At 57.3% G+C, this 12,505-nt stretch carries 14 protein-coding genes; 6 read left to right on the forward strand and 8 right to left on the reverse strand.

Going from position 1 to position 12,505, the window contains the following annotated elements:
* Window positions 1-339 precede the first annotated feature (339 nt).
* Window positions 340-1,449: an aspartate-semialdehyde dehydrogenase gene (gene asd / locus AB1748_RS00695; protein WP_293773325.1), complete on the reverse strand. Its 1,110-nt coding sequence runs from the start codon at window positions 1,447-1,449 to the stop codon at window positions 340-342.
* A 219-nt stretch (window positions 1,450-1,668) separates the two neighbouring features.
* Here asd and AB1748_RS00700 point away from each other — a divergent pair, with 219 nt between their 5' ends.
* From AB1748_RS00700 to AB1748_RS00715, 4 genes are all read left to right on the forward strand, one after another.
* The gene (locus AB1748_RS00700) at window positions 1,669-2,262 is read left to right on the forward strand and encodes a YhgN family NAAT transporter (RefSeq protein ID WP_111140387.1); all 594 of its coding nucleotides are present in this window, start codon (window positions 1,669-1,671) and stop codon (window positions 2,260-2,262) included.
* A 123-nt stretch (window positions 2,263-2,385) separates the two neighbouring features.
* Window positions 2,386-2,967 (forward strand): hypothetical protein, encoded by a 582-nt coding sequence (locus tag AB1748_RS00705; protein ID WP_111140388.1) that lies wholly within the window; start codon window positions 2,386-2,388, stop codon window positions 2,965-2,967.
* Window positions 2,964-3,389: a hypothetical protein gene (locus tag AB1748_RS00710; protein WP_111140389.1), complete on the forward strand. Its 426-nt coding sequence runs from the start codon at window positions 2,964-2,966 to the stop codon at window positions 3,387-3,389. Before AB1748_RS00705 ends, AB1748_RS00710 begins: the two co-directional genes overlap by 4 nt.
* The gene (locus AB1748_RS00715) at window positions 3,386-3,694 is read left to right on the forward strand and encodes a DUF805 domain-containing protein (protein ID WP_233498989.1); all 309 of its coding nucleotides are present in this window, start codon (window positions 3,386-3,388) and stop codon (window positions 3,692-3,694) included. The genes AB1748_RS00710 and AB1748_RS00715 overlap by 4 nt, the downstream gene beginning before the upstream one ends.
* 33 nt (window positions 3,695-3,727) lie before the next feature.
* Here AB1748_RS00715 and gntU read toward each other — a convergent pair whose 3' ends face one another.
* The 4 genes from gntU to AB1748_RS00735 form a co-directional block, all read right to left on the reverse strand.
* Entirely contained in the window at window positions 3,728-5,068 is a 1,341-nt protein-coding gene (gntU, locus tag AB1748_RS00720; RefSeq protein ID WP_111140391.1) for a gluconate transporter, read from the reverse strand.
* A gap of 2 nt (window positions 5,069-5,070) precedes the next feature.
* On the reverse strand, window positions 5,071-5,607 hold the full coding sequence (gene gntK / locus AB1748_RS00725; RefSeq protein WP_111140392.1) for a gluconokinase: 537 nt from the start codon (window positions 5,605-5,607) through the stop codon (window positions 5,071-5,073).
* A gap of 140 nt (window positions 5,608-5,747) precedes the next feature.
* Complete coding sequence (gntR, locus tag AB1748_RS00730) at window positions 5,748-6,743, reverse strand: gluconate operon transcriptional repressor GntR (RefSeq protein WP_111140393.1); 996 nt, start codon at window positions 6,741-6,743, stop codon at window positions 5,748-5,750.
* Window positions 6,744-6,845: 102 nt separating this feature from the next.
* Complete coding sequence (locus AB1748_RS00735; RefSeq protein ID WP_111140394.1) at window positions 6,846-7,541, reverse strand: pirin family protein; 696 nt, start codon at window positions 7,539-7,541, stop codon at window positions 6,846-6,848.
* Window positions 7,542-7,887: 346 nt separating this feature from the next.
* Here AB1748_RS00735 and AB1748_RS00740 point away from each other — a divergent pair, with 346 nt between their 5' ends.
* Window positions 7,888-8,379: a GNAT family N-acetyltransferase gene (locus AB1748_RS00740; RefSeq protein WP_367395890.1), complete on the forward strand. Its 492-nt coding sequence runs from the start codon at window positions 7,888-7,890 to the stop codon at window positions 8,377-8,379.
* 68 nt (window positions 8,380-8,447) lie between these two features.
* Here the strand turns inward: AB1748_RS00740 and ggt are convergent, their stop codons facing one another.
* On the reverse strand, window positions 8,448-10,199 hold the full coding sequence (gene ggt / locus AB1748_RS00745; RefSeq protein WP_367395891.1) for a gamma-glutamyltransferase: 1,752 nt from the start codon (window positions 10,197-10,199) through the stop codon (window positions 8,448-8,450).
* Window positions 10,200-10,406: 207 nt separating this feature from the next.
* Here ggt and AB1748_RS00750 point away from each other — a divergent pair, with 207 nt between their 5' ends.
* Window positions 10,407-10,694, forward strand: coding sequence for a DUF2756 domain-containing protein (locus AB1748_RS00750; RefSeq protein ID WP_111140396.1), 288 nt, complete (start codon window positions 10,407-10,409; stop codon window positions 10,692-10,694).
* Here AB1748_RS00750 and ugpQ read toward each other — a convergent pair.
* Both ugpQ and AB1748_RS00760 read right to left on the reverse strand, forming a co-directional pair.
* Window positions 10,685-11,434 carry a glycerophosphodiester phosphodiesterase gene (ugpQ, locus tag AB1748_RS00755; RefSeq protein WP_111140397.1) on the reverse strand — a complete coding sequence of 250 codons (750 nt, stop codon included), beginning with the start codon at window positions 11,432-11,434 and terminating at the stop codon, window positions 10,685-10,687. The genes AB1748_RS00750 and ugpQ overlap by 10 nt on opposite strands.
* Window positions 11,431-12,504: a sn-glycerol-3-phosphate import ATP-binding protein UgpC gene (locus AB1748_RS00760; protein WP_111140398.1), complete on the reverse strand. Its 1,074-nt coding sequence runs from the start codon at window positions 12,502-12,504 to the stop codon at window positions 11,431-11,433. The genes ugpQ and AB1748_RS00760 overlap by 4 nt, the downstream gene beginning before the upstream one ends.
* Window position 12,505 lies beyond the last annotated feature (1 nt).

Consider the following 12,505-nt stretch of genomic DNA (forward strand, 5'->3'; position numbering starts at 1 on the left):
AATTGGCAGCCGAAATGAACGCAACATAGCCTGTGGCGCTTCATCTGCGCTGCTCTTCATTGAGCCATACGTACGACGGCAAAAGGAGTCAGGCCATTCCATGGAAAAGGGTTTTGCCGTGTACCACAACATTTAGTCCAAAAAGCAAAAGCGTTACCTGTGGCACATCATGGTTAAATCATAGCTTGGTCCCGGCAGTTGCCATGGACTTAAGCAAAATATTCTTTGTCGATCGGCAAAAAACGGAAGCCGATCACTGAGTAAGCGAAACGGCAGGTTATTTCGCATACGGTAAAGACAAAAAAGGCCGGATAAATCCGGCCCTTGAAGAAATTTAACTCAGTCGATTAACAACCGCAGCATACGACGTAACGGTTCGGCTGCGCCCCACAACAGCTGGTCGCCCACCGTGAAGGCGGAGAGATATTCCGGCCCCATATTCAGTTTGCGCAAGCGGCCAACCGGCGTGGTCAGCGTGCCGGTGACGGCGGCGGGTGTCAGCTCACGCATGGTCAGCTCACGGTCATTCGGCACTACTTTGACCCACTCATTGTGTGACGCCAGCAGCTGTTCAATTTCCGCCAGCGGCAGGTCACGTTTCAGTTTCAGCGTGAAGGCCTGGCTGTGGCAGCGCAGCGCGCCGACGCGCACGCATAATCCGTCAACCGGGATGATGTCGGTGGTGGCGAGGATCTTGTTAGTCTCCGCCTGACCTTTCCACTCTTCGCGGCTCTGGCCATTCTCCAGCTGTTTGTCGATCCACGGGATCAGGCTGCCAGCCAGCGGCACACCGAAGTTATCGGTCGGCAGCGTGCCGGAACGGGTGAAGTCGGTGACGCTACGCTCGATATCAAGAATGGCGGAAGCCGGATTTTGCAGCGCAGGCGCAACGTGGTCGTGCAGCATGCCCATCTGGGTCAGCAGTTCGCGCATGTGGCGCGCGCCGCCGCCAGAAGCGGCCTGATAGGTGGCGACCGAGGCCCACTCCACCAGGTTATGCGCAAACAGGCCACCCAGCGACATCAGCATCAGGCTGACGGTGCAGTTCCCGCCGACAAAGGTCCTGATGCCCTGGTCGATGCCCTGGCGGATCACAGCATGGTTGACCGGGTCCAGGATGATAATAGCGTCTTCTTTCATGCGCAGCGTGGAGGCCGCATCAATCCAGTAGCCCTGCCAGCCGCTTTCGCGCAGTTTTGGGTAAACGTCGCTGGTGTAGTCGCCGCCCTGGCAGGTAATAATGATATCCAGTGCACGCAGTGCCTCGATATCAAATGCATCCTGCAGGGTGCCCTGCTGCTTACCGGCAAAGGCGGGAGCCGCCTGACCGTGCTGCGACGTTGAGAAGAAGACCGGATTGATTGCATCAAAATCGCGCTCTTCGCTCATGCGGGACATCAGCACAGAGCCGACCATACCGCGCCAACCAACAAAACCTACATTCTTCATGTCGTGTCCGTCTCAGGCAGTTTTACACCTGCTTTTCATTTCAGAGGAGAGAGCGGCATGCTATTTTCACGCCGCTCTGCGTAATAATAAGAGTTACCTGTCTCTGCTCACTCTACAAAATGCAGAGCGGGTAGCAAGTGAATTAATTCGATTACGCTAACTTTTTCAGCAGTGTAACTAATAACCCCGCTTTTTCGCGAACAACTGGGTGCCAGACCGATGACTGAAATGATTTCAGCGACAATATTATTGTTGTTAATTATGGATCCGCTGGGCAATCTGCCGATTTTTATGTCGGTTTTAAAGCATCTGGAGCCGAAACGGCGGCGAGTAGTGCTGATCCGCGAAATGCTGATCGCCCTGATTATCATGCTGCTGTTCCTGTTTACCGGTGAACGCATCCTGGCGTTTCTGAATCTGCGCACCGAAACGGTGTCGATTTCCGGCGGCATCATCCTGTTTCTGATCGCCATCAAGATGATTTTCCCCTCGGCCGAAAGCAGCAGTTCTGGCTTACCGGCGGGTGAAGAGCCTTTCCTGGTGCCGCTGGCGATTCCGCTGGTCGCCGGGCCGTCGCTGCTGGCAACGCTGATGCTGCTGTCGCATCAGTATCCGAATCAGATGTCGCATCTGGTGGGCGCGCTGCTAATCGCCTGGGGCGTAACGGTCGCTATTCTGCTGATGTCAGGTCTGTTCCTGCGTCTGCTGGGCGATAAGGGTGTGAATGCGCTGGAACGTCTGATGGGCTTGATACTGATTATGCTGGCAACCCAGATGTTCCTGGACGGCATCCGGGCCTATCTGAAGTTATAAGAGCACCTTTGTCCTTTTGAACTGACAAGCATGCAGCCACATCAATTCAGCCTGTTTATCACAAAGTTACGACATTGAAATGAACAATAATATTAATGTAATGTTGTAAAAAAGGAGATTGCTATGGCGGGTAGTATCGAAAATTATGCCGGGACAGGCGTCTTTATTATCGTTGAGCGGCTTTATAGCAGGGATGCACCGAACTGGCACGGTGTTGGCGCCTCCATGATGCAGATTCACAAAATGGTTTACCAACTTTATCATAAACAAGATGTTTATCTGGAAGGCGCAAAGATCGAACCCGACAGCGCGACGGTCTGGCAGCGTTTAAAAATCCTGTTTGGCGCGGATTTGGTACAGAAAAATGCAGCCGATAGCAGTACCTGCTTTTCTCTCGATTATGCAGGTTCCCGCTTTGTCACTACGCCTTTCTCAGGCGTCAACTCAAAAAAAATCCCGGAATTTTTGACCAGAGAATATACCCTGCCTGGCCGAAACGTGCTGGCCTTTGGCAGCGATCCCTTCCCGCATGTCGGCCTTTATGGCCGTGCAGATGCACGCTTTGTGATGGCGGAGGGCGGTAAAGGTGACCCGACCGCCGCCGCGAAATACGATGCAAAAAGTAAACAGCTGGTGATGGTGGACCCCGGAAAAGAGCTGCCGCAGCTGATGCAGCGGCTGAAAACCCGGAGGGAAATGCAATGAGGTTGTTATTACCCTTTTTCTTTGGCGCGCTCTATCTGATAACAGGTTATCTCTCCCTTCAGGAAGTCCTGGAGTATGCCAGCAGCGGCCATTCAGGGGTGATCACAGATATGCGCAGTTATCTGGTTGCCCCGCTACTCTGCGCGTTACTCTGGCTACTGGTTTATCTGGTAGCCTGGTGGGGTTTCAGAAAAATTGCCACCCTGTCCGTGGCTAAAGAAACAACCTTTCAGTCGCTATTTTTTCTGGCAAATATACTCTGTTTAGCTGGCCTGACCGTTTTATCCGTCCCGGGCCAGAAAGCGGCGTTAAATGACGTGCAACTGATGCAAGTTGACGTCACTGATTTTGCCTGGATTTACTTGCTTGCCGCCGCCATCACGCTGGTTTTTTTTGCTCTGATAAGAAGAAAATGGGCATGAACAGTCTGCCGCAGATGATCAAAAGCTGTCTGCTGCGCACGTTTAACTATGAAGGGCGTGAAGAAAGGACGAGCTATTTTATTTTCCTGCTGTTTCAGCTGGTCTGGTTCTGCAGTTATCTGCAATGGTTTACCGGGCCAGAGCATGAAATAGGCTTAATCGCGCTGCTGCTGTTTATTTTGCCTCTATTTTCCTGCGGGGTGAGAAGAATAAATGACGCTGGCTATTCACGCGGCGTCATTGTCCTTTTGGTAGTAGCACCTTATCTGCTGTTCCCTTTTTTAATCTTCCCCCGCTCGCGGTAAAGAACCTGACGGGCAGATAGCCCGTCAGACTGGTCAGGAAAGCAATTCAAAAGCAATCATCCCGATGACCGCCCCCACAGTGCCGAGAATGGTCTCCATCAGCGTCCAGGTCTTCAGCGTTTCCGCTTCGCTGGCCCCGGTAAAGCGGCCAAAGAGCCAGAAACCGGCATCGTTGACGTGGCTGATAATGATAGATCCCCCGCCGATACAGATCGACAGCGCCGCCAGCTGGGCACCGCTGTAGTGCAGCGGTTCAATCACCGGCATGATCAGCCCGACCGTGGTCAGACAGGCGACCGTCGCCGATCCCTGAATAACCCGCACCGCACCCGACAGGATAAAGCAGGCCAGCGCGATCGGCAGGCCCGCGCCGGTCAGCGCATTGCCCAGTACCGGACCCACGCCAGAGTCCACCAGCACCTGCTTAAACACACCGCCTGCTCCAATCACCAGCAGGATAATCCCGGCGGGCTGCAGTGCACTGCCGCATACCTGCATCACCCGCTCTTTATCCATGCCCTGACGATAGGCCAGGCCATAGATCGCCACCAGCAGCGCCAGCAGAATAGCGGTGAAAGGATGGCCGATAAATTCCAGCCACTCATACAGCGTGGTGCCTTCGGTCGTGAAGCGTGCGCCAATGGTTTTCAGCCCCACCAGCACCAGCGGGAACAGAATCAGTGAGAGGCTGAAGCCAAACGACGGCAGCTTGCTCTCATCAACATCGGGTTGATGATCTTCCGGCGGCGCGCTGAAGGTGACATGTTTGCCGATGAAGTTGCCAAACAGCGGCCCGGCAATCAGCATACCGGGGATAGCTGCGCAGAGCCCCAGCAGGATCATCCAGCCAAAGTCCGCGTGCATCTGTGATGCCAGCAGCATCGGGGCCGGTCCGGGCAACAGAAACGCCGCCGCAGCCGCCACACCGGCAAACAGTGGGATGACCAGCTTCACCAGATTGCCCCCCGTGCGCCGCGCCACCGCAAACGCGATGCTGATCAGCAGCACGACGGCCACCTCAAAGAAGAGCGGCAGCGCGCAGATCAATCCGGCAATGCCCATCGCATAGTGCGCACGGCTCTGCCCAAAGGTTTTCAGCATCCGGATAGCGATCTGATCCACCGCGCCGGTTTCATGCAGGATTTTGCCGAACATCGCACCCAGCGCCACCACGATAGCAAGGAAGCCGAGCGTGCCGCCCATCCCCTTCTGCATGGTTTCAGCAATTTTATTGAGGGGCATGCCGGAGAACAGCCCGGCACCGATGGAGACTAACATCAGCGCGACAAAGGCGTGCATACGCGCCTTCATCACCAGAAAAAGCAGCAGCAGGACAGAGCCTGCTGCGGTCAGAACAAGTGTTGCGGTATTCATCTCTAACCCTGGCTGATTGCGTCCCGGATCGTCGCAACTGTCGCCGCCACAACCTCGTCCAGTGAATGGGTGATATCCACGACCAGCACATCCTGCTCGTCGCTGCCCGGCTCTTCCAGCGTGGCAAACTGCGTCACCAGCATCTGCGGCTTAAAGAAGTGGCCCTTACGCGCTTTCAGACGGGCTTCGATGGTGTCGAAATCGCCTTTCAGGTAGATGAAACGCAGGTTGTCATTTCCCTGACGCAGAATGTCGCGATAACTCTTCTTCAGGGCTGAACAGACAATCACGGAGATCGCCTGAGTACGCTGCATCGCAAAAGCGGCATCGTTCAGCGCCTGCAGCCACGGCTGGCGATCATTGTCATCCAGCGGATGACCATCGGCCATCTTCATGATGTTGGCGCGGGGATGGAGAAAATCACCGTCAAGAAAGGCTGTGTTCAGCTGGTGAGAAACCTGGTTGGCGACGGCAGACTTTCCGCTGCCTGAAACGCCCATCAGGATAAAAACGTGATGCGACGGGGATTGCGTAGTCATTTTTCTGCTCCGGCAGGTGAGAATTTGCCAATGTTACCGATAACAATGTCATTTCTCATTCTCCTGGCCGCTTAACAGCCTGGCAACCTTTTTACCGGGAAAAGCGTGAAAGTGTGAGCTGACTCATAAAAACATCACAATCAGATGCTGCCACCTTCACTGATCTCAAAGCCGACATCGCGCAGCCGGTTATCGCTGCTCTCACCGGCGATCCGCGCCAGCAGCAGCGCCGCCGCTTCGCGCCCCATCCGGTCGCGCGGCGTCAGCACGGTGGCGAGCTGAGGCGTCACGACCTGACTGATATCATGGCCGTGAAAGCCGGCAATCGCCATCTGTGAAGGCACCTGTAATCCCTGACGCTGGCACTCAAACATCGCGCCGACCGCCAGGTCGTCATTGGTACAGAACAGGCTGTCCGTTTCAGGATAGAGACGCTGCGCCTCTCGCAGCAGATCGCCACCGGCACTGAAGGAGGAGGCATCCTCCATCATCACGCTGCGTGGCGTCAGTCCCGCTTCGCGCATCGCGATTTCATATCCGCGCTGCTTCTGCAGCGTACGTTCATCCAGACGCGCGCCGAGGTAGACCGTGTAGCGATGACCTTTGCCGAGGATGGCCCGCGTCATCTGCCGCGCGGCCTCGACGTTGTCAAAGCCCACGGCCATATCCAGACAGGGCGTCACGCTGTCCATCACCTCAATCACCGGAATCCCGGCCACCTCCAGCATCCGCAGCGTGCCCGGCGTATGGGTACGTTCGGTGAGGATGACGCCATCAATGTTCCAGCCCAGCAGCGAGCGCAGCTGCAGCTCCTCCTTTTGCGGGTTGTAGCCAAAGTGGGCGACCAGGGTCTGATAGTTGGCTTCGTCAGTGACGGCTTCGATGCCGCGCAGCACGTCGGCAAACACCTGGTTGGTGAGAGAGGGCAGCAGCACGCCGATGGCGCGGCTGGTGGCGTTAGAAAGCATATCGGGGGCGCGATTGGGGATGTAGCCCAGCTCATCCAGCGCCACCGCGATCTTATCCCGCAGGGCAACGGAGACCTGCTCAGGATTGCGCAGGTAGCGGCTGACGGTCATTTTTGTAATGCCGACGCGATCGGCAACGTCCTGTAATACCGGTCTTTTCTTCTTCATCGTAGCGCCTGAGATCGCCCTGAAAGCTAAAGTACGATGAGTCTATCACTTTTTTGTCACAACATTGCCAACCGGGCGCGACAAGGCGCGCCCGTCATCGGCTTAAACCGGTGGCAAATCAAACAGCAGAACTTCTGCTGCGGAGCTGGCTTCGAGAGTCAGCGCGCTTTCGTCCCAGATAGCCAGCGCGTCGCTGGTGGTGACCGGATGACCGTTAACGGTCACGTCCCCTTTCACGACCTGGATCCAGATCCGGCGGCCCGTCTCAATCGCGACGTTATCCTGTTCACCCGCTGACAGCACCCAGCGCGACAGCGTCATATCCTGATAGACCTTCAGCGATCCGTCACGCGCATCCGGGCTGAGCACCAGCTGGCGACCCTGCACATCCGGGAAGCGGCGCTGGTCATAGCGCGGCTCGATGCCGTTGCGCTCAGGCATGATCCAGATCTGATAAAGGTGCAGCGGTTCGCTTTCGCTGGCGTTGTACTCGGAGTGACGCACGCCGGTGCCGGCGCTCATAATCTGGAACTCACCCGCCGGGATCTGCTCTTTGTTACCCATGCTGTCCTGATGCTCAACCGTACCGGAGAGTACGTAGGTCAGGATCTCCATATCTTTATGGGGATGAGTACCAAACCCCTGACCGCCATCGATCACATCTTCGTTGATGACCCGCAGCGCGGAGAAGCCCATAAAGTTGGCGTCGTAGTAGCTGGCAAAAGAGAAAGTGTGCCAGCTATCCAGCCAGCCATGGTTTGCGTGACCGCGTTCTTCAGCTTTACGTACATAGATCATGTTCAAATCTCCTCAATGTTTTTTGTAGTGTGTTCCTGAGGGGGTCAGATTGATAGCTGAAAAACTTCACTCCTCTGTTCAAAATAGTTGAATAAGGAATAGGCAGTGGCTGAAAAGCACTGAAGGAGAGCAGCCAAAAAAAAGCCAGCACGCGGCTGGCTAAAAATACTGGAAGCAATGTGAGCAATGTCGTGCTTTCTCAGGCTGTCATGCGACATCCCGCGAATGCATGGCAATAATAATCATTATCATTCTCGTCTGTAAAGCCTTTTCCGATCATTCCTGCTTGATTAACCGGATGATTTCCATGATGTTTAAAAGGTTTCTGCCGATTAGAGGAGCGCTCATGGAAATCACTGTCCGCCACGTTATGCCCGACGATGCCGCTGCGCTGCACCGGATCTACAGCCAGCCCGATACGCAGGCCAGCACACTCCATCTTCCCCACTCGTCGCTTCAGATGTGGCAGAGTCGTCTCGCCGCCCCACAGCCCAATGCGCATCTGCTGGTCGCCTGCATCGGTGAGGAGATCGTGGGTCAGTGTGCGCTGCAGGTGGAAGAGCGCGCCAGACGCCGCCATGTCGCCTCCCTGGGGATGGGCGTGGATGCGCGTTACCGGCAGCGCGGCGTGGGCACCACGCTGATGCGTGAAATGGTTGCGCTGTGCGACGACTGGCTTCAGGTGCGCCGGATGGAGCTGACGGTGTTTGTCGACAATGGCCCGGCCATCGCGCTTTATCAGCGTTTTGGCTTTGAGATTGAGGGAACGGCGAAGGGCTTTGCGATGCGGCACGGCGAGCTGATTGATGCACACTATATGGCGCGGGTTAAGGCCTGACGGCTGAAAGCAGCAGAGGCACCGGCGTGCCCCTGCTGCGGATACTCCCTGTCAGTTAGCGTCCGGGCTCAGTAGCCGGCGCTCAGATCATCAACGCTGCGCGGATCGGAGGCACCATACAGCATACCGTCCGGCCCGATCATGATGCTCTGGGTGCTGCCCATCGACGGCAGTACCTTCACATGCTGACCTTTATTCTCCAGCAGGCGCAGCGTGTCCGGACTGAAGCCCTTCTCAACGCGCAGCTGATCCGGCAACCACTGATGATGGAAGCGCGGCGCATTGGTGGCTTCGGCCACGTTCATGCCGAAATCGATGCTGTTGACCACCATCTGCAACACCGTGGTGATAATGCGGCTGCCGCCAGGACTGCCGGTAACCAGCCAGGTTTTTCCGCCTTTGGCGACGATGGTTGGCGACATGGAGGAGAGCGGCCGTTTCGCCGGCTGCACGGCGTTCGCTTCGCCGCCCACCAGCCCGTAGACATTCGGCGTGCCCGGCTTGGCGGAGAAGTCATCCATCTCGTTGTTCATCAGGATGCCGCTGTTGCCCGCCACAATCCCGCTGCCAAAATAGGTGTTAAGCGTATAAGTGACCGCGACCGCGTTACCCTGCTTATCCACCACCGAGAAATGGGTAGTCTGATTACTCTCATAAGGTTCCAGCTTGCCCGGTTTGATCTCGCTGGAAGGGCGCGCCTTCGCCACGTCGATCTGCTGCGCCAGCGTTTTCGCATAGGCCTTGCTGGTCAGCGCCTGCCAGGGCACCTTCACGAAATCGGGATCGCCGAGGTATTCCGAGCGATCGGCATAGGCATATTTTTCTGCTTCTGCCATCACCTGCATGGCGTCGGCGCTGCCGAAGCCCATCTTCGCCAGATCGAAGTTCTCCAGGATATTCAGGATCTGCACGATGTGAATACCACCGGATGAGGGCGGTGGCATGGAGAAGACTTCATAGCCCCGGTAGGTGCCGCTGACAGGCGTTCGTTCGACCGCCCGGTAGGCCGCCAGATCCGCTTTGCTGATCAGGCCGCCATGCTGCGCCATCTCTCCGGCGATCTCATCGGCGATCTCTCCCTTGTAGAACGCATCCGGCCCCTGACGGGCGATAAGCTGCAGGCTGTGCGCCAGGTTTTTCTGAACCAGCCGATCGCCCTTCTGCCACGGCGTACCGTCCGGCTTATAGAAGATCGCCTTGCTGTTGGGATGAGTAATCAGGACCTCTTTGCCGTAGGTTTTGAGATCATCTGCCAGCGCGTCGTTGACCGGAATGCCTTCACGCGCCAGTTTGATCGCCGGGGCCAGCAGGGTGCTCAGCGGCAGCGTGCCATATTTCTGTGCGGCCAGCGCCAGTCCGGCAACGGTGCCGGGCGTCCCGGAAGCGAGGTGTGAAGTCAGCGACAGTTTGCTGTCGGCGTTGCCCTGCTTGTCCAGGAACATATCGCGCGACGCGTGTCCCGGTGCCATTTCACGAAAATCGATGGCGGTGGCGCGGCCTGAGGCCGTGCGCAGCAGCATAAAGCCCCCGCCGCCCAGGTTGCCCGCCTGCGGATGGGTTACGGCCAGCGCAAAGCCCACGGCGACGGCGGCATCGACCGCATTGCCGCCCTGGCGCAGGATCTCTACGCCCACCCGGGTCGCCATCGCATCCACCGACGCGACCATGCCGTGCTGCGCCTTCACCGGATGAAACGTATCGCTGTCCACCCCGTAAGAGACCGGCGGAGCCTGCACTGCCGCAGCCTGAGCGCCAGCCACCACGGTCATGCTCATCACCAGCGACCAGCTCAGCTGACGCACCCTTTTCTGCATTTTCATCCTGCCACCATCCTGTGTTGTTATTTACATTTTTTTATCATTTCTGCAAGTGCCTACAAATACAGCAAAATAACCGGGGTTAAGTCAAATCCGGAATACATCTGAAAGTAAGGTCTGTGATATCGGGTAAACTTATGGCTGCGACCCCGATGTCGGTGTGCGGTATTGCGCACCCGGAACCCTGTCGCGCTTGAGAAAGGAGGAGTGATGAAAAAGTGGATGATGGTTTTAGCCGCCCTGCTGCCTTTCGCCAGCCAGGCGACCACGCTGAACAGCACCAACGATCCAAACAGGCCGGGCTATAACCCCAGCCAGCAGCGGATGCAGTCGCAGATGCAGAGCCAGCAGCAGCAACAGCAGCTGAAGCTGCGTCAGGATCAGCAGCGTCAGACGCAGGATCTGCAGCGTAAAATGCAGGAACAGCGCGACAGCGCCCGGCAGCGGGTTATCGACGCGCAGCCGGGACACCAGACGCAGAACCCGAATCAGAACTGATTAAAATCGGGGCCGATGATGTCGATACTGTCGGTACAGATGGCATCGACGCCCCATTTCAGTAAGGTTCTGGCGCGATCCGGGTTGTTGACGGTGTAGACCAGAATCCTGAGGCCAGCGGCTTTGAGTTCGGCTACCCGCTCAGCGGTCAGCACGTTGTGATTCAGGTGGATCGAGACGCACTCCAGCGCAGCGGTTTTCGCCTGCCATTCCGGGTCCCAGCTGTGCGACAGCAGGCCGCGTGGCAGCTGCGGCTCGGCCTGCATTGCCGCCTCCAGGGCTTCGTAAGAGAACGAGGAGAGCAGTGGAGGCGTCTGATCCTGCCACAGGATTGCCGCAGCCTGCGCGATCGCCCGTCCGGTCTCCACTTCACTGCCAGTGGTGGGTTTGATTTCGATATTCGCCATCATCTGATGCTGGCGACAGCGGGCCGCGACCTCGTCCAGCCGCGCCAGCTTTTCGCCCGAAAACGCCCTGCCAAACCAGCTGCCCGCGTCGAGCTGAGAGAGTTTTTCCCACGGCAGCTGCCCCGCCACGCCCCAGCCGTCGCTGGTGCGGTCCAGCGTGTCATCGTGCAGCAGGAAGATCTGCGCATCTGCTGATAATTTGGCATCAAACTCAATCATCTGATGGCCATACTTCGCGCCGATGTCGATCGCCGCCAGGGTATTTTCCGGTGCCAGTTTGCCGCCGCCGCGATGGGCGACGATACGGGGATAAGGCCAGTGTTGTGTGCTCATTCCAGACGCTTTCCATGGGTTGAATCAAAAAAGTGTAACGCATCTGCTGGCAGATGCAGCCACAGCGTAGTGCCCGGCTGTGGCCGTTCGCTGTGGGGTAAGCGTACCACCAGTGGCGTCTCACCGATGCGGCCGTGCACCAGATTATCGGCACCCAGCATCTCCAGCGTATCAACCCGCAGAGGCACGCCGCCCTGCTCGCGGCTGCTCTGGCGGATATGTTCGGGCCGGATGCCCAGCACCACGGATCGGTTAGCCCACTTCGCTTTCATGTCGCTGAGCGGCAGTGCATGGGAGGCGTCGAGGTTAAAGCGTGAGCCGTCGCTGCTGAACTGCCCTTTCAGCAGATTCATCGCGGGTGCGCCGATAAACGAGGCCACAAACTGGCTGGCGGGACGTTCATACACCTCGGCCGGTGAGCCAATCTGCTCCACCACTCCTTTGTTCATCACCATCACCCGCTGCGCCAGCGTCATCGCCTCAACCTGATCGTGCGTCACATAGAGGCTGGTGGTCTGCAGGCGGCGATGAAGCTGCTGCAGCTCCAGCCGCATCTGCACCCGCAGGCGGGCATCAAGATTGGAGAGCGGCTCATCGAACAGAAACACCGCCGGTTCGCGCACGATGGCGCGGCCCATCGCCACGCGCTGGCGCTGTCCGCCGGAGAGTTCACGCGGACGGCGCATCAGCAGGTGATCCAGTTCCAGGCTGCGCGCCGCATCCAGCACCCGCTGGCGGATCTGCTCTTTGCCCATGCCGCGGATTTTCAGGCCATAAGCCATATTCTGCTCCACCGACATGTGGGGATAGAGCGCATAGTTCTGAAACACCATCGCGATGCCGCGATCTTTCGGCTCTTCCTGCGTCACGCGACGATTGTCGATGTAGATATCCCCGGAGCTGACGCGCTCCAGCCCGGCCACCATCCGCAGCAGCGTCGACTTACCACAGCCGGAGGGGCCAACCATCACCATAAATTCGCCATCATTGATCGTGACATTCAGCGGCTGAATGATCTGATTCTTGCCATCGTAGGATTTGGTTACTGCCTGAAGGGTTACGCCCGCCATC

Origin of the sequence: Pantoea sp. Ep11b (assembly GCF_040783975.1) — a bacterium.
Taxonomy (GTDB): Bacteria; Pseudomonadota; Gammaproteobacteria; order Enterobacterales; family Enterobacteriaceae; genus Pantoea.